The organism is Parabacteroides sp., assembly GCF_977054455.1.
The window spans coordinates 35,363-52,674 of the sequence record NZ_CDRTCT010000006.1 but is presented as its reverse complement, the minus strand read 5'-3'; the positions used below and the strand labels follow the sequence as shown (position 1 = coordinate 52,674).

General features: G+C 47.1%; 12 protein-coding genes. 1 reads left to right on the top strand and 11 read right to left on the bottom strand.

The window, feature by feature from the left end:
- Nucleotides 1-2: 2 nt before the first annotated feature.
- From ACW6QF_RS04095 to ACW6QF_RS04045, 11 genes are all read right to left on the bottom strand, one after another.
- A complete protein-coding gene (locus ACW6QF_RS04095) occupies nucleotides 3-320 on the bottom strand; it encodes a type II toxin-antitoxin system RelE/ParE family toxin (protein WP_298550026.1) in 318 nt (105 codons plus the stop codon).
- Nucleotides 320-577: a hypothetical protein gene (locus ACW6QF_RS04090; RefSeq protein ID WP_298550028.1), complete on the bottom strand. Its 258-nt coding sequence runs from the start codon at nucleotides 575-577 to the stop codon at nucleotides 320-322. Before ACW6QF_RS04090 ends, ACW6QF_RS04095 begins: the two co-directional genes overlap by 1 nt.
- A gap of 53 nt (nucleotides 578-630) precedes the next feature.
- Nucleotides 631-1,035 carry a VanZ family protein gene (locus ACW6QF_RS04085; RefSeq protein ID WP_298550045.1) on the bottom strand — a complete coding sequence of 135 codons (405 nt, stop codon included), beginning with the start codon at nucleotides 1,033-1,035 and terminating at the stop codon, nucleotides 631-633.
- 23 nt (nucleotides 1,036-1,058) lie between these two features.
- The gene (locus tag ACW6QF_RS04080; RefSeq protein ID WP_456086918.1) at nucleotides 1,059-2,273 is read right to left on the bottom strand and encodes an aminotransferase class V-fold PLP-dependent enzyme; all 1,215 of its coding nucleotides are present in this window, start codon (nucleotides 2,271-2,273) and stop codon (nucleotides 1,059-1,061) included.
- Between the two features lie 300 nt (nucleotides 2,274-2,573).
- Nucleotides 2,574-3,362 (bottom strand): glycoside hydrolase family 16 protein, encoded by a 789-nt coding sequence (locus tag ACW6QF_RS04075; protein ID WP_456086917.1) that lies wholly within the window; start codon nucleotides 3,360-3,362, stop codon nucleotides 2,574-2,576.
- A gap of 104 nt (nucleotides 3,363-3,466) precedes the next feature.
- Complete coding sequence (locus ACW6QF_RS04070; protein ID WP_456086916.1) at nucleotides 3,467-6,127, bottom strand: glycoside hydrolase family 2 TIM barrel-domain containing protein; 2,661 nt, start codon at nucleotides 6,125-6,127, stop codon at nucleotides 3,467-3,469.
- 257 nt (nucleotides 6,128-6,384) lie between these two features.
- Entirely contained in the window at nucleotides 6,385-8,439 is a 2,055-nt protein-coding gene (locus ACW6QF_RS04065) for a family 20 glycosylhydrolase (RefSeq protein ID WP_456086915.1), read from the bottom strand.
- A 20-nt stretch (nucleotides 8,440-8,459) separates the two neighbouring features.
- Complete coding sequence (locus tag ACW6QF_RS04060) at nucleotides 8,460-9,956, bottom strand: arylsulfatase (protein WP_456086966.1); 1,497 nt, start codon at nucleotides 9,954-9,956, stop codon at nucleotides 8,460-8,462.
- Nucleotides 9,957-10,086: 130 nt separating this feature from the next.
- A complete protein-coding gene (locus tag ACW6QF_RS04055; protein WP_456086914.1) occupies nucleotides 10,087-11,634 on the bottom strand; it encodes a RagB/SusD family nutrient uptake outer membrane protein in 1,548 nt (515 codons plus the stop codon).
- A 13-nt stretch (nucleotides 11,635-11,647) separates the two neighbouring features.
- Entirely contained in the window at nucleotides 11,648-14,935 is a 3,288-nt protein-coding gene (locus ACW6QF_RS04050; protein WP_456086913.1) for a TonB-dependent receptor, read from the bottom strand.
- 260 nt (nucleotides 14,936-15,195) lie between these two features.
- A complete protein-coding gene (locus ACW6QF_RS04045) occupies nucleotides 15,196-16,143 on the bottom strand; it encodes a FecR family protein (RefSeq protein ID WP_456086965.1) in 948 nt (315 codons plus the stop codon).
- A gap of 507 nt (nucleotides 16,144-16,650) precedes the next feature.
- Here ACW6QF_RS04045 and ACW6QF_RS04040 point away from each other — a divergent pair.
- Nucleotides 16,651-17,235 carry an RNA polymerase sigma factor gene (locus ACW6QF_RS04040; protein WP_456086912.1) on the top strand — a complete coding sequence of 195 codons (585 nt, stop codon included), beginning with the start codon at nucleotides 16,651-16,653 and terminating at the stop codon, nucleotides 17,233-17,235.
- The last annotated feature ends 77 nt before the right edge of the window (nucleotides 17,236-17,312 follow it).

Sequence of the window (17,312 nt, the reverse complement as noted above, 5' to 3'; positions counted from 1 at the left end):
TGTCAATCAACTTCTTTTATCAAATCCATCAAATGATAAGGATCTTGTCTACAGTCCCATAACAGATGGATAAATATATAATTTTCTTCGACCGTATAAAGTATCTTATTATGCTTAATAACAAGGTAACGGTAAACTAAAGGCTCTTCTTCCAAAAGCAACTCCACAGCTCCCATATTAGGAAATAATTTCAAAAGGAATACTTTTTTCTCAATCTCATTTTTAACGCGAAAAGCAATTCGTTTACCAAAAGTCACTTTTAAATAATAGACCAAGTCAGCCACTTGCTGCTTGAAAAGCCTGCTCGATCGGATTTCCATTAACGAAAAGATTGAAAAAAATCACGCATTTCCTGTTCGGAAACGTAAATTCCATTTTCCTTATCCCGGTTTGTCTCCTTCAACATCTCTTTTACCTCTTCCAAAGTGAAACAATTCGGACGCTTCTGTTCCTGCTTTTCTATCTTAATTAATTTACGGGCAAGAGCTTCCATATAAGATATAGCTTCCTCGCTGTTGAAAGTTTGCAAAATATCCAACACCCGGTTTTTACGTTCTTGTAATTCTAATGCAGTCATGAGACATCTGAATTTTGATACTATACAAAAGTAACACTCTTACGGCACATAAACTAACGAAATCCAGCCTTTCTTTTCATCATCCGGGGACGAAGGATAAAGTAAGAGAAAAGTGTCGCAAGGATGACGCCGCAAATATTCGCGAGGAAATCGAACCAGTCGCCACCACGATATGTCGTACAGTATTCCTGCAAAAGTTCGATTGCCCCGCTCATCAATATCGGGCATAAGACGGCTCCGATCCAGGCATGCCACAACACATCGTCGTATTTGCAATGGTTGCGCAGAAACTCGATCCACAGCATACCGGACAGGCCGGCATACATGCAGACATGAGCCACCTTGTCTATGCCCACGATCTTGCCCACCTCCAAAGAAGGCGGTTTAAAGAAAGAGAGATAGATCACCACTGCGATAATCGCCAGCGAGACCGGATATTTCTTCAGGTAATACAACATCACAATTACTCCATCAAATATATTCAGAACATCTTCCGCACCCGTTCGATACCAGCTGCAAAAGTGTCTATTTCTTCTTTTGTATTGTAGAACGAGAAAGAGGCCCGAACCGTTCCCTCGATTCCCAAATCCTGCATCAACGGCTGGGCGCAATGATGTCCGGTGCGGACAGCAATACCCAAACGGTCCAACAACATCCCCATATCATAATGATGGATATTGCCCACCAGGAAAGAGAGTACCGCCCCTTTATGCGCCGCCTGCCCGAAAATACGCATGCCGTCGATCGCATTCAGCTTATCGGTCGCGTAACGAAGCAACCCGTCTTCATAGGCCGCGATATTATCCATCCCCAAACGGTCCACATAACGCAAGGCTTCCGCCAAAGCCGTACTACCTATATAATCAGGCGTTCCGGCCTCGAACTTGAAAGGCAGTTCGTTGAAAGTCGTCTTTTCGAAGGAAACGGAAGCAATCATCTCCCCTCCCCCCTGATATGGAGGCAGCCTGTCCAGCCATTCTTCCTTGCCATACAGGACGCCGATACCGGTAGGGCCGTACACCTTATGACCGGAGAACACATAGAACTCGGCATCCAGATCCTGCACATCCACTTTCAGATGGGGAACGGCCTGCGCTCCGTCGATCAGTACCGGGACCTCATGATTATGGGCTTCCTCGACGATCTCCTTTACCGGATTGATCGTACCGAGCACATTCGACACGTGTGTAACCGAGACAAGTTTCGTCCGTTCAGAAAAAAGGTTGCGGAACGTATCCATACACAATTCGCCCTTTTCGTTCATCGGGATCACCTTTAGCGTGATCCCTTTGCGGGCAGCCTGTATCTGCCAGGGAACGATATTGGAATGATGTTCCATCACCGAAACGATCACCTCGTCGCCGGCCGACATACATTCGTCGGTAAAACTGGAAGCGATCAGGTTGATCGCCTCTGTCGTCCCACGCGTGAAAATAATCTCGTTGGAAGAGCGGGCGTTCAGGAATTGTTGCACGGTCTTGCGTGCTTCTTCATGGGCTTCCGTCGCCGCCTGGCTCAGAAAATGAACGCCACGGTGAATATTGGCATTCACATTATAGTAACCGCTCTCGATCTTTTCCACCACACAGCGTGGCTTCTGGGTTGTCGCCCCGTTGTCGAAGTAAATAAGCGGCTTATCGTATATCTTATGATCCAGAATCGGGAAATCCTTCCGGATAGATTGTACATCTAACATGACTGTAACTATTTAACTTAATAACAAGCGTCAAAGATAGTATGTTTAATAGTAAAATATGCTATTCGCACAGATTATAAGCTAAAAGTTTTGTTTGTACTAATCAAATTTATACTTTTGTTTCAATTGATAATAATCATAAAGAATGAAGACAAGAACTGAATATATTGAATTGATAAGATCTTGCAGCCAGAAATTGATTCAGGATTTCGGTGTTCGTTCTTTAAGAATATTTGGGTCTGTTGCCAGAAACCAACAGCATAAGGAAACTTCATTCGGAATGGCCATGCTTGATGCCTTTCATTTCTTCTTCTGATAGAAACGCACCCAGTCGATCTCCATCTCGACAGGCAGATCAGAGGGATCAACTTCTCCTACCCAGCTTCCTCCCAGCTGCATATCGAGCAGCAGATAGAACTTTTTGTCTGTGAACGGGAACTGTCCTTCTTTGTCCGTTTCAATACGCGGATAGGCGAATGTACGGGTATTGTTGATAAAGAAAACAAGGCTGTCCCGATACATTTCGACACTATAGGTATTATAATCGTCACGATCGATCAGCCCGATGCTACCCTGTTTCGGATTATCTTTGATCCCCAAGACGTGGGTATAGGCAGAATGAACGGTCTGGTAGGCGATCGTATCATTATTCAAGCGTTCCATAATATCGATTTCCCCTCCATCCGGCCAACCTTCATTTTCAGGCAACAGCCAGAAAGCAGGCCATGCTCCGGCAGCACCGTACAGCTTGGCACGGATATCCAGGCGCCCGTCGGAAAAGCCGACCTTGCCCTTCGAATAGACGCCCCCCGTGATAAACGGAGCGGTGTCGGCCGGCAAACTGTAATTGACTAATCCACGCAAAACCAAATTGCCATCGCGCATGGCATAACAGGAATCGAAGTCCGACATATAATTATTCCAGTCCGACTTTCCACGCGGTATCTTACTCCACGAAGCCTCATCGAAATGATCCTCTTGGTCGAAGTTCTCCTCCCAAACCAATTTCCATTCCTCCTGTTGTGGCCGGCAACCTGCCATGATCGACAGAACGACCGACATACCTAATGCGAATAATCCTTGCTTCATTATTAACCTATTTTCGTTTTTTACACAAAGAACTTCTTTTCAACGCAAAGGTACAGAGAATCCAGTTCATTTTAACCCCTAACTCCGTACCTCCGCATTTTAAACTATTCTTTTTCTCCAAACTCCGACTGCTGCCGTTCCACCTCTTTCAGTTTTAAAGTGTTCAGTTCCTTGCGCAGACGCTCCACCTCCCGCTCGGCATCCGTTTTGGAGACAGCGGATTGTCCGGCGGAGACACTGCTCATGGGGATGCGGGCGGCATCCGCAGCATCATAGACCAGAGGGAAAGCAGCCGGCTTCGATTCGAGCACCAACTCACCGCTTACCGGCATTTGCGAGCCTTCGAACAGGACGCTCGCCGTGATCCGTATCTTACCCGGTTTCAAGGTAGACTGAACCAGGACAGGCGCCGTCCCCCACTTTACGGGAGCCGGATTTGCCAGTACCCCGGAACCACCCAACAAACGTCCTTCACCCTCAATGGAGAAACGGATGTTGTAGTTATTCAGCCGTTTGATATTCCCATTCTTATCCGCAACGGCCGCCACTACCGTCACGAAATCGGAACCATCGGCTTTCAGGTCCGTACCCTCGTTGTCCACCCACAACAGGATCTTTTCGGGGCGGCGGGCAGGCACGACCTTGTGCGTAGCCACCACCTTGCCATCGACCAGACCTTCGGCAAGCAGATAGACATCGTCCTGTTTTTTAGCTCTTGAAAGAGCTTTGTCGACCATAAAATCATAAACGTCCGGGAAGGTGATAACCGGCGAAGGCATTCCCGGACGGTTCTTGTCTTTCTTATAAGTATAAGTCTTTCCGCCCTTGTTGAACGTGAGGCGCACCTCGTCGCAATTGGAATAGACCGTCACATCCTTGCCGGAGAAGGGCGTCATCTCATGGGCGATATACACCATCGGCCCGCTTCCGGCAAGCTGGTCGTCCTTCACTGCAGGGCGTTGCGCCATAAACATATAATAAGAATATTTCGGCTGGCGGAAGACGTCCATCAAGCCACCGTAGAACGGATCGGGATGGTAGCCGCGCTGGTGGTCGAACGAATGCCAGAGACAACCGCCGACATGCTGCGGGGACTGCTTGTAAAGCACATCGTAGCTGGTCACCGGATAAGAAGGGCTTGCATAATGCTGTGCCTGCACACGCATCGGCTGTTCGCCCCAGTTACGGGCTACACGGCTCGGCGAATTGTGGGAACTCCAGTCGTCCACATTGTCGCCCCACTCACGGGTGAAATAGGTCTTCGACGGATCGATCTCCTTCGAAGCATCCTGCATATTGGCAGGATGGGCAAAATAGACCGGGAAATTCTCATGCCCGCGTGCTTCGCTGTCACTTCCACTGTAGCAATAAGGATACGGATATTCGGCATCCACGATATCACGGGTGTTCTTGGCGAAATCAGCCGGATACCAGGTCTCGTTCAGGATCGGTTCCCACAACCAGACACAAGGATGGTTGCGGTCGCGGCGCACGACATTGCGGATATCGCTATACACGCGCTGCGCAAATTCGGGCGCATCGTTCCAGAACTGCCAGCCGGGCGTATTGACGATCACGAACAAGCCCAACTCGTCGCAGGCATCCATAAAGGCCGGGTCCTGCGGGCAGTGGGCATTACGGATAATCTCCATCCCGACATCTTTCAGCTTCTTGGCATCCCGCCAATGGATGCTGTTGGCGACTGCGTTTCCGACAACCGCAAAGTCCTGGTGGCGGTTGGCTCCGATCAACGGCTTTTCATACGGTTTGCCGTTCAGGTAGAACCCCTCTTTTCCTTTAAACTCGATACTGCGGATTCCGACGCGGCGACGATACCCGTCGATCACATTTCCCTCCTTATCGAGTACCCGCACCAGCAGGTTATACAAGGTCGGCGTCGAAGGGGTCCAGAGCATCGGCTGCTTCACCAGCATCTTATCGGAAGAGGTAGTGGCTTTGCCGGCTTTCACCTGGATTTTGTCATTCAGATAAGCCACCTGCGTACCATCCGGTTGCAGCAAGGTATATTCCACTACGCCGGAGAAAGACCGCTTCGTCGCGTTGCGTACCTGTATCTTCAGTTGGACCTCAGCCAACTCATCCGACACGTTCCCGAAAGCGACAAACAAGCCACCTCCCGCTATCTCGTTTTCATAATTGGGATCGGTGATAAACACATTGTTATGGGCGACCAGCCAGCAATCCCGGTAGATGCCGCCGAAATAGGTATAGTCCAACACATCCTGCGCCTTTCCGGGAGGATAGGAAGGGTCGTCGCTGTTATCGGCCCAGACGGCAATCACATTGTCGCCGTTCCAATCCAGCGCGTCCGTCACATCGACCACGACAGGCAGGTAACCGCCGAAATGTTCCGTCAACAGTTTGCCGTTCACGAACACCTTGCTTTTACCCATTATGGCCTCGAAATGCAGGAAAAGCTTTTTCCCTTTCAGAGCGGCATCGGGCGTGAAATGCTTGCGGTACCAGACTTCCCCCTGGTAATTGATGCAACCGCTCGCCTCGGTCGGCAGATACTCGATGCCGTTCGGCAAAGAGACGACCGTCCAGTCTTTATCATTAAACTCTTTCGTTTCCGCACCATCGGCAGCGCCTTTATAAAAGCGCCAAGCCGGATTCAACGAAAACACTTCACGCCCGCTGTTGTCCAGCCGGAAGAAACCGGCTGTCGAAAACTCCGGCTGCCGGGCCGCCCATAAAGAGAGGCTAAGCCATATAAATACGAAACTGAATATAATTTTCTTCATGATATGAATATTTATAATTTCTCATTAAACGGATGATTCGTTTTCGTCGTAGTACTTCAACGAACCCAAAATCTCCAGTAAGGCCATTGAAGCACTTCAACGAGCCCAAAATATTTTTTTGGACGTTTTGAAGCAATACAAAGTGTCCAAATTATTTTTTTGGTCATTTCGCCGTCTACGAAACGTCCAAATTTTTTTTTTGAAAGCTTTTCCGACCGGCAAAGTGTCCAAATTATTTTTTTGGCCATTTTGCCGGACTATTTCATCCACGCGCGTACTTTCTTCACCATCGGGATCTCGTAATAATACCACCAATCGCTGTTGTTCGTTTTTGAAGCCAGATGGTTGTGATGGTTCAGGTCGGAGATGAAACCTTCGGGCTGCTCCATGAAACGGGTTTCGGAATAGACCGATTCCAGGTTGGAACGCATGACATCGAAATAATCGCAGACCTCCGCGACTTCCGCCAACGCTGCTTTCCGGGTTGCATCGTCCACGGCCGTATCATAAGCGTTCAAGGCCAGGATGAGGCGTACCGGATAGTTCTGCAGGTTGTTCGTCTTTTCATAGACCCGCAGCGTATAGCGATTGCGCAATGCCTCCGCCTCCGCCGTCCGGATTCCTTCGGAAATCTTCTTGTAACGGTCGGCCTCGATCTTCGCCTGCGCTATCTTATCCTTGTACAGTTCGCTCCAAGCCCCCGGTTTCGTCTTGTCCGGCAACTCCAACAATGTGAAAGCAGTCGCACCCCACGCCGGGTTACGGCGTCCGGAAGTCACCAACGCGCCGTCGAAGAAAAAGATCGCCTTTTCCAGTTCATCCAGAAATTCCATCCGGTTATCCTCCGGGCGGAAACCATATTCTCGCTGTGCATGTGCTTTTTTAAACGCTTCGATGTCTCGTGCCGACGGATTCCAGCCGAACTCACCCTGTGCGATGAACCCCCTCCAAACCGTTTCCAGATGCGGCGAACCGTCATCCCAGGCAGTCGCCAATATTCCTTCCAACTGGTTGTCGGCAACCAACCGGCTGAATCCTTTCACATATTCCGAACGGGTATTCCGGCGCGGCAGGAAAGGCGAATCACCGGCAGAAGCAGCCGTCGCTCCCATCACCTTCAACCCTTTATCGTGATACCATTTCAGGAGGCGCCGATGGGCAGGCGTCGTCGCATCCTCATATTTCCAGCGCATATACACGCATTCTTTCGGGAAAAGATCGATCGCCTTATCCAGTTTGCCGGTGTTCCAGACCTCCGCCACTTCCTCTTCGGATTTATCGCTCAGCGCAAGTTCCCAGATACCGGCATATTTCAACGGCATATCGTCCCAGAAGATCGGTGTGCGCCCATGCTCGACCGCAAATCGGCACACCTTTTTCAACCAGATCATCTGCAACTCGAAAGCCGTCTTGCCGGTCGCCTTGCAACGGTCGTCGATCCCGATCGCCGTGATCTCGTCCCCTCCGACATGCAGGTACTTCCCGTACGGCATCGCTTCGAGCGCATCCAAGTAAAGGTCGAACTGCACCTCGTAGGTACGCGGATCGGACGGACAGAACTCCCAGTCACTGGCCGGGTTCTCACGCAATTCCCAATGATGCTTCAGGATAAAACCGGCATGGCCGAGTCCCTGCACAAGCGGGCTGATCTCGACATTCCGCTCCTTCGCATACCGGCAGAGCGCCTGCATCTCCTGCTTGCTGATCGCATTCGGGGCTGCGACTTCCGGACGGCGGGTAAAGCGCAATTTGTCTTCCAGTTCCCAGATAACCGCATTCACCTTATAGCGTGCCAGCCGATCGACCATCCGGTAATAATAGTCCATCCGGTCCAGATGATGTTTCGTGTCGAGATGGACGGCGCGATAGGCGATGGCCGGATAATCGGTGATCCTCATCCGCGGGATCTCCCGTCCGAAATCACGGCTGTCTTCCAACAGTTGCTCCAGCGTCTGGCAACCATAGAAAAGGCCTGCTTCGGTACGTGCCGTCACCGTCACCCCTTTATCATTCACCTCCAAAACATATCCTTCGGGCGAGTCGGGAACGTTCTGTCCGGACAGTTGCAGGTACAATCCCTTTCCCGCACGTCCGGCACGGGGAAGGACATCCGTCAACGCCCCCAATACAGGGACAGGCGTGCCGGGTGCGGCCGAGACAAACTTAAGATCGGTATGCATCACCCCCTTTCCCGAAAGCACCTCTATAGATTGAGGCCGGGGCAGGAGCTGGAACGCTTTGTCCAGGCTACGGGCACAAAGAATATTCGTAACAAACAGAAAACATGCTAATACTATCAATGCTTTTCTCATCCTATTATCAAATTACTCGGTTAAAAATCAAATTTAGGATTTTCAGGCGACTTATGCGAGATATCCATATAATGCTGCAATTTATCAACAATTTCGGGATATTCGGCTGCCAAATCCTGTAATTCCTGCAAATCGTTTTCCAAATCATAAAGTTGCATCGTTTTATTTCCTTTCCTTATATCCGTAAGGATGCCTTTCCACTTTCCCCAGCGGACAGCCTGCAAGCCTATGTTTGGATCCGGATATTCCCAATACAGATATTCGTGTTCTTTCTGATTGTCCAAATCACCTTTCAATACAGGCAGAAAGCTAATGCCATCAGTCGGCGGACAAGCGACGCCGGCAATATCGGCCAAAGTCGGCATCACATCCTGAAACGAAGAGATATGATCCGTTTCACTGCCGGCACAAATCTGTCCCGGCCAGCTAACGATTGCCGGAACCCGTATTCCCCCTTCATGAACAAAACATTTTCCCCAGCCATACTCTGACTTAAAAGGACCTCCGCTATCGAACCAGGGAGAATCGCTACCACCATTAAAAGTCGGCCCATTATCGGAAGTGAAAATAATTACCGTATTGTCATATATCCCGTTTTGTTTTAAAACTTCGACAAGCCGGCCCACCTGCTCATCGAAATAACTGATCATAGCGGCATAGGTCGCATGCGGATAACGGCACGGCATATATCCTTTTTCACCTGTATAAGGGTCTTCATCACCGAATTTATCAACATAATATTTTACCCAACGTTCCGGAGCCTGCAAAGAGACATGCGGAAGAGGGGTAGTCCACATCAGGAAAAACGGGCGTTCTTTATTTTGATTCACGAACTGTAACAATCCGCCGAAGATTGTATCATTGGCATATACCTTTTGGGTATATTTGGCATAACTGTCTTCGGCATAGGGGTCCGCATCCACGTCCAACTTCGTCAGGTGCGGATCGAGCACTTTATTATCCAAATAAATCCGTTCTTCGTTCTTCCATAGGAAAGGAGGATAATATGTATGAGCCTGCCGTTGGCAATTATAACCGAAGAATTCATCAAAGCCCTGCTTGTTCGGAGTTCCATCAGAGCCAGGATAACCCAACCCCCATTTTCCGAAACATCCCGTCCTGTAACCGGCCGATTGCATCATACGCCCGATTGTCATTGTTCCGGCCTTCAGCGGGAATTGCCCTTCCAACTGCGGATGTACAAACATCGAATCATGGCTGTTGACAGCTCCCCTTTCGGGCATCTCGTCGTTTGCCCGTATCTGTGCATGTCCGGAATGGACTCCGGTCAGCAAAACACACCGTGCCGGAGCCGAAACAGGCGACCCGGTGTAATGCTGCGTGAATCTCATACCGGTTTCCCTTAGCCGGTCTATATGAGGCGTTTCGATTTTCTTCTGTCCATAACATTGCAAATCCCCGTATCCCATGTCATCCATCAGGATGTAAATCACGTTCGGTTTTCGGTTGTCGTCCTTGCTACAAGACAAGCATGCAAACATACAGGCAGATGCCATTAATATATCGATTTTATTCATATCAGAATTTTTATCTTTTAAATTATGAAAAAAGCCGGCTATAATATGTGATACACCATTACAGCCGGCCTGATAAAAGAAGACTATCTAACTAAAACCTATAAAAAGATCACCAACCTTCGTTCGGTGTACACAACGGGTTTGAAGTCAGCTCGTCGGAAGGTATCGGATAGTAATAGAACTTATTCGTATTACCGGTCTTTCCAGCCTTGAAGTTTTCATAACGGTCTTTATCAGAAGCCTTGCTCAGCACTTCGTCCAAAAGCCCCCAACGGCGCAGGTCGTAAAAACGTTCACCTTCGACGAAAAATTCCACGGCACGCTGGTGGATCACATCTTCGAATATAGCATCTTTCGTCATGGCTCCGCTATAGTCATTCAGGTTTGCACGCCTGCGAATCTGGTTCAAATAACCGACAGCAGCATTGAGGTTCCCTGTATTCATATTGGCTTCGGCCAGTAACAAGAGGACATCCGCATAACGGATCGCCCGTTCGTTGATGAACGATTTGGGAGGCGCGATCTCTTCGGTCAATGTTTTCCAATTCTGATATTTCAGGATCCAGTTCAATTTCCAATTATCCGGTTTCAACACTTCACGGAACGGACGCATATAATACATACATCCTTCATAATCCCAAGCTACGGAACAACGCGCACGATAATCGCTATTGCCCTCCTTATCCTTTTCTTTCAGGAATATGTCCATCATCTCCTGAGTCACCGTCGCTTCGTACCATCCGCCAACATCGGATGAAGCGTATTCTTTCGGACGCGTATTAGACTGGGTCGAATTTATGTTTTCACCATCTCCCCACAAGTCCGAACCTCCGACATCTTCGATCAGCAGTTCAAAAATACTTTCCGCATTATTCTCGTGCGTATCATCGAAATTCCAATCGAAATCTTCAACCAACCGATACGTGTACGGGCTTTTCGTCAGCGGTTCCATCACATCGATCGCTTTCTGCCATTCTTCTTCGTAGATATACAATTTACCCAAAGCGGCATAAGCAGAGCCACGCGTCGGTTTACCAATTTTATTTGTCAAAGGAAGCAGTTCGGCAGCCTTAAGCAAATCTTTTTCCGCCTGATCCCATACTTCGCGTTGTGTAGATTTGGCCAACGGGAAAGTGGCAGGTGATTGCGATGCCGTCAGGCGCAAAGGCACATCCTTGAACTCTTTTGCCAGCTGGAACAAATAGAAGCCACGGATAAACAAACATTCCGCAGTCACCGAGTTTTGAAATTCCGCAGAGAACTGACCTTGCATCTCTTCCAGCTTCTGCATAATGGAGTTCGTACGGTACAAAGCGTTGTAGAATTGATAAAACATACCTCTTGTCAAAGCATTGGTATTCGTATTCGTAAAGCGGTTGGCCGTATAAACATGCGAAATGTCATTACGGAAAGCGACTTCGTCGGAACGAGCAATACGGAGCATCACTCCACGTGTCCCGTAATAGCCGCCGTTCAGGGCGTTCTTCAACGGAGTATAACAGGAAGTAAGCGCCAGGTTGAAATCGGCCTCATCTTTCCAAAAAGTATCGTCTGTCGCTTTATTGGGATTAGTTTGCTCCAACTGGCTATCACAAGAAGGGAATAGCAACAGTCCTGCAAAGAGCACAGCTAATATTGTTCTCATATATGTCTTCATAATTTTTTCTCAATTAAAATGTTACATTTAAGCCTAACATGAATACACGGTTCGTAGGATAAACAAAGTTATCAAAACCACGAGCAATAGCAGAAGAGGTATTTACGTCAGGAGTATATCCGGTATAACCGGTAATGGTAAATAAATTTTCAGCATTCGCATAAATACGAGCTTTCTGGATATAGCCGCCAAACCACTGTTGCGGGAATGTATATCCCACTTGCAGGTTACGCAAACGCAAATAAGAACCATTTTCCAAATAACGGTCAGATTCGGCACGCGTGTTTCGGTTCGGGTCGTCCCAAGTCAGGCGCGGATGGGCTGCGTTCAAGTTGTCCGGTGTCCAATAATCCAGGCAAGTAGCCAAGAAGTTAGTTCCTTTCGTCACGTCTTCCAATGTCTGGCGGGTCGCATTGTAAATCTTATTGCCGACGACTCCCTGGAAACTGATGGAAGCATCGAAGTTCTTCCAAGTGACATTACCACTGACGGAGAACGTGAAATCAGGGAACGGGCTACCGCAATAAACGCGATCATTGTCCGTAATCGAGCCATCGCCGTCACTATCGACAAAACGGACATCGCCCGGCTTGGCTGCCGGCTGTATCAGTTCACCGTTTTTCGAATAAGCGGCTACCTCTGCGTCACTATTGAAATAGCCATCCGACGGGATCAACCAATACCCTCCGATAGGATACCCTTTCACGGTTTTGCTCGTCCAAATACCCTGGTTAGTCTGTCCGCCAGTCAGCCCCTGTGCACCGGAATCCACTTCTGTCACTTCATTTTTATTGAAGCTGCCGAGTAAACTGACCCCATAAGCCACGTCTTTATTTGCCTGCGCATTCCAAGCCAAATTGAATTCGAAACCTTTATTGCGTATCTTGCCGGAATTACGATACGGGACATTTGCACCACCGGTAGAGATCGGAATTGGAACCTGTAGCAAAATATCTTTCGTATTCTTCACATACCAATCGGCTGTCAAGCTTAATCGGTTGTTCAAAGCCACAACATCAATACCGATGTTCGTCATTGCCGTAGATTCCCATTTGATATCAGGGTTGGCAAAATCTTTCGGGAACGCCCCTTGAATCAGACCGCCATTTCCATCCGGATAGTTGATGCCGGTTGTAATAACAGAGGCATACTGATAGTTCTCAATTTCCTGGTTACCCAACACGCCGTAACCTCCACGAATCTTTAACTGGTCGAGCCAGTCGAACTTATCCATAAATTGTTCTTCTGCCATATTCCATCCGACAGATGCAGAAGGGAAGTTTCCATATCGGTTGCCCGATGCAAATTTTGAAGAACCGTCACGACGGATAGTTGCCGTAATCAAATATTTATTTTTATAAGAATAGAATACACGACCGAGGATAGAAGTCAGGACGCTACGGTTAGAATAACCGGCATTGCTGCGGCTTGTAGTAGTAGCATCGATTTCTTCCAACCCGTCCGGCAAATTTTCACCATAAGCCTGCAAATAACGATAGCGGTTGTCCTGATAAGTGTAACCGACCAAAGCAGAGACTTTATGATCTCCAAAAGTCTGATCGTAAGTCAACAAATTTTCAACCAGTATATTACGTCTGCGTGTCTGCTGTTCGGTCAACTGAGTGACAGAATTGGTTGTTAATCCGAACTCATATTTATTCAAATATTTCTTATAACGGTAGAAATCGAAATCCGGTGTGAAGTTCAATTTATATTTCAAGCCTTTGAACAATTCCAATTGAGCATAAAAATTAGCATAGACCTTCATGTCTTCGCTATAGCGGTTCATCAATTTATCGTCCACCATACCCAGCGGATTCGGGATGTTCACCATATCTCCATACATGCCGCCATAACCGCCCACATTGTTTTCGTCGTATTTTGCAAGCGTAGGAGCTGTCTGCAAAACCGTACCGACCATACCGCCACGCGATTCTTCGTGCAATGGCTTGTCATGGTTGAATGTTAGCAATATATTTGTGCCGGCAGAGAAAATACCTTTTTTATAATCGTTTTTACTCTGAAGGGTGTACCGTTCATAATTCGTTCCTTTCACAATACCATCCTGGTTGAAATAACCCAGACCGGTATAGAAAGTAGAATACTTGCCGCCTCCCTTTATCGAAGCATTGTAGTTTTGCATCAGAGCCGGACCGAACATGATATCCTGCCAGTCGTTATCGGGTTTGTTAGCCAGATCCAAAGCCATATCCAAAGCGGGCTTGTTCACAGCCTCGCGAGCGATAGTCGTCACTTCAGCCCAACCGGCAGCATCTAACATATCCAGATATTTGGAGGGAGACTGGACACCTATGTTAACAGAAAAGTCAACAATCGGTTTACCTTCCGTATTACTTCCTTCTTTGGTAGTAACGATGATAACGCCATTTGCTGCACGCGAACCGTAAATAGCAGCCGAAGAAGCATCTTTCAGTACGTCAATACTGGCAATATCGTTCGGGTTGATATGGTCAATCCCGGTCATATACATTCCATCGACGATATACAGTGGAGCCGCATTGTTCAGAGTTCCGATACCACGCACCATTATACGCGAACCTGACCCCGGCGCACCGCCTTGCGAAACGATATCCACACCGGCAATCTTACCTTGCAGAGCCTGCCCGATATTCGTGTTACTCTGTGTATTCAGCTTTTCCGTACTGACATTGGCTACCGAACCGGTCAAGTCGGCTTTCTTCTGCGTACCATACCCGATCACGACCACTTCGTCCAACGTTTTCGTATCTTCCAATAATACGACATTGATTGTTTTCTGGTTACCGACGACAATTTCCTTTGACAAGTAACCGATATAAGAAATATTCAAAACAGATTTGGGATCAGCCTCAATGGAGAAGTTGCCATCTATATCGGTAACGGTTCCGTTTGTCGTCCCTTTTACAACAACATTAGCTCCGATGATCGCTTCTCCGTTATTATCGACGATCCGGCCGGTTACGGTATGTGTTTGTTGTTTAACGGCAGCTACAGCATCGACATCTTTTGAAGACAATACGATATGCGTACCTTCCATTTCGTATTCGATACCTGCATTCTTGAACAGGTTATCCAATACCTCTGAGACAGGTTTCGTTTTCGCTTTCACCGAAACCTTACGGTTAACATCTACTTGATTATTATAGATAAACAAGTAATCTGTCTGGCTTTCGATCTCATCCAGAATCTTTTCTAACTGAGTATTGCTCTTGTTTATACTTACCCGGGCGTTCTGCGAATGCGAATTTTCAGCATACGAGCAGAATACACAGGCCCCCAAAAGGAATGTGGATATTCGCATAGTTCTCAAGATTTTTTTACCTGACGGGGTTTTCGGATAATATCCCCCCGACAAAAAGTTTTTTTTCATACCTTTGTAAATGATTTGAAGTTAATACAATGAATTAAAAAAATTGTGTTGATTGGAATGCCGGTAAATGCCCCCCAGCGCTTGCCGGCATTTTTTGTTATTCCTTGTTTGTTTTCATGCCTCCTATTCTTTTATAAGGTTAATACTAATTATCGTGTTTTTTATTTTTGTTCTTTATATATTACTCGTGTTTATCTGATATAAATAATCTGATTTTCATCATCCCGCTCATATTTGAAGCGTATATCCTTCTGCAAGACCCTCAACGCGTAGTCGATACCGTCTGCTTGCCTGAACTTTCCCGTGAAGAAATATTTCAGTACCTCTTTATTCTCCACCACTATGCTGACTCCGAAATATTTCTCCAGATCATTCATGATCGAGAGGAACGATCCGTTCCGGAAGCATATCAACCCTTCTTTCCAACGATAAGGGTTATAATCGTCGACCGGAATGACTTTCAGTCTGCCGTCCTTTTGCAGGCAAGCCTTGCTGTCCGGTTTCAGCGTCAACGTATCTCCCAGACCGATCCGCGAAGCGACCCGCACGCTTCCTTCCATCAACGTGACCTCAAAATCGTCTTTGCCGGAATAGCCTTCCACGTTGAACTTTGTGCCCAATACTTCCATATTGCACTTGCCCGTTTCCACGATAAAAGGCCTTTTCGTATCTTTGGCTACATCGAAATAGGCTTCCCCGTCGACCGTGACCCGGCGTACGGACTTGTCGAACACAGCCGGATAAACGATCTTCGTCCGGGCATTCAGCCAGACATTCGTCCCGTCTGCCAACGTGATGTTCACCCGTTGTCCGGCAGGAACATAAATGGACTGCATCGGCATTGCTCCGCCCTTATCCGAAACAAATTGATATAAGAAGCTAAGTCCCAATGTCACAGCGACAACTGCCGCGATCTTGATTAACTCAGTTCCGAGAGGATTCAGGCTCCATGACTTGTTCCGTTTCTTCGCTTCGATCGTTTTTTCGTCACCAAGAAGCAACATCGAGTCGAATATCTTTCTCTCTTTCAAGAATTCGCGTCTGTTTTCCGGGGAATGTTCCATCCATTGCCGGATCCGGACTTCTTCTTCATAAGAAGCGGCTCCTTCAAAGAACTTATATAACGTTTCCCTGTCCATTTTCATCTTTTTACTTACACTTACATAATACTAACAGTTCACAAATTTATATCCCTAGTTGAAAATAAAAAAAATATTTTCTTTTTTTATAACAGGCGTATGGCTTCCTCCGGGAATCCACTTTTCAGATGCTCATCGCTTCCCTAAAAGGTAGGCATCGGTTGCCCAATAGTGACTTGTACTGATCTACAGAGTTTCCAAGCTGTGTGAACTCTAATTAAATAAAATAACTAAGGGGGATTTAGGAAATAATCCGAGAAGGGACACAAAAGTCTCCGCAGTTGAAACTTTAGTTTCAACCGATGAAACTAAAGTTTCCCGCAAGTGAAACTAAAGTTTCAAGGTGAGCGACTATATGAAACTTTAGTTTCAAACTTTTTTTCGGCTGAAACTATTGGGGATATTTTAAAATTACTCTCCAGGAAGATTCCGAAGCACTGAACGAAGTTGTGGCGAACTTCCGTTATTCTGATAAAAATATTATATTTGCGACCATACAACACAATTATGCAGGAAGATGAAAGCAAAATAAAATGGAGTCAGTTCTTAGCCGGTGATAATGAAGCTTATTGTTGGATATATAAAGTCTACATACAAATGCTGTTCCGTTACGGGCAGCGCTTTACTTCCGATACGGAGCTTATAAAAGATTGCATCCAGGATGTCTTTACCGGATTATACAAAAACAGGAAACAACTGGTCACACCCAAAAATATAAAAGTCTACCTGCTTGTCTCCCTCAAGAACAGCCTGATCAATGCACTTTACCGGGAAGACCGCTACACGCCTTACGATCATGAAACCGTTTCCTTTACCCTCGGACTGACGGTCGAAGAACAATATGTCACGGACGAACAGTACACCAACCAGCAAAGAAAGATACAGGAAATCCTGAACGTACTGACTCCGCGTCAAAAAGAGATTATCTACTACCGCTATATCCAAGAACTCAGCTTCGATGAAATCTGCATCATGATGGACATGAATTACCAATCCGCACAAAACCTGATCCAGCGCTCCCTGAAGAAGATCCGCGACACATACGGGCCGATGGAAGTATTCCTCCTGCTCCTATCCGTTTCCGTCCAGTAAGAAAAATAAAAAAAATCCACTTCCGGTGAGTATAAAAAGGAAACAGCCTTGTCCTTTATATAATAATGTTTACCGGA

Excerpts from the sequence above, each read along its gene's own strand:
- ACW6QF_RS04050 (WP_456086913.1), bottom strand. The coding sequence starts at position 14,935 with ATGCGAATATCCACATTCCTTTTGGGGGCCTGTGTATTCTGCTCGTAT.
- ACW6QF_RS04040 (WP_456086912.1), top strand. The coding sequence starts at position 16,651 with ATGCAGGAAGATGAAAGCAAAATAAAATGGAGTCAGTTCTTAGCCGGT.
- ACW6QF_RS04075 (WP_456086917.1), bottom strand. The coding sequence starts at position 3,362 with ATGAAGCAAGGATTATTCGCATTAGGTATGTCGGTCGTTCTGTCGATC.
- ACW6QF_RS04060 (WP_456086966.1), bottom strand. The coding sequence starts at position 9,956 with ATGGCATCTGCCTGTATGTTTGCATGCTTGTCTTGTAGCAAGGACGAC.
- ACW6QF_RS04095 (WP_298550026.1), bottom strand. The coding sequence starts at position 320 with ATGGAAATCCGATCGAGCAGGCTTTTCAAGCAGCAAGTGGCTGACTTG.
- ACW6QF_RS04090 (WP_298550028.1), bottom strand. The coding sequence starts at position 577 with ATGACTGCATTAGAATTACAAGAACGTAAAAACCGGGTGTTGGATATT.
- ACW6QF_RS04045 (WP_456086965.1), bottom strand. The coding sequence starts at position 16,143 with ATGGACAGGGAAACGTTATATAAGTTCTTTGAAGGAGCCGCTTCTTAT.
- ACW6QF_RS04065 (WP_456086915.1), bottom strand. The coding sequence starts at position 8,439 with ATGAGAAAAGCATTGATAGTATTAGCATGTTTTCTGTTTGTTACGAAT.
- ACW6QF_RS04085 (WP_298550045.1), bottom strand. The coding sequence starts at position 1,035 with ATGTTGTATTACCTGAAGAAATATCCGGTCTCGCTGGCGATTATCGCA.
- ACW6QF_RS04080 (WP_456086918.1), bottom strand. The coding sequence starts at position 2,273 with ATGTTAGATGTACAATCTATCCGGAAGGATTTCCCGATTCTGGATCAT.
- ACW6QF_RS04055 (WP_456086914.1), bottom strand. The coding sequence starts at position 11,634 with ATGAAGACATATATGAGAACAATATTAGCTGTGCTCTTTGCAGGACTG.
- ACW6QF_RS04070 (WP_456086916.1), bottom strand. The coding sequence starts at position 6,127 with ATGAAGAAAATTATATTCAGTTTCGTATTTATATGGCTTAGCCTCTCT.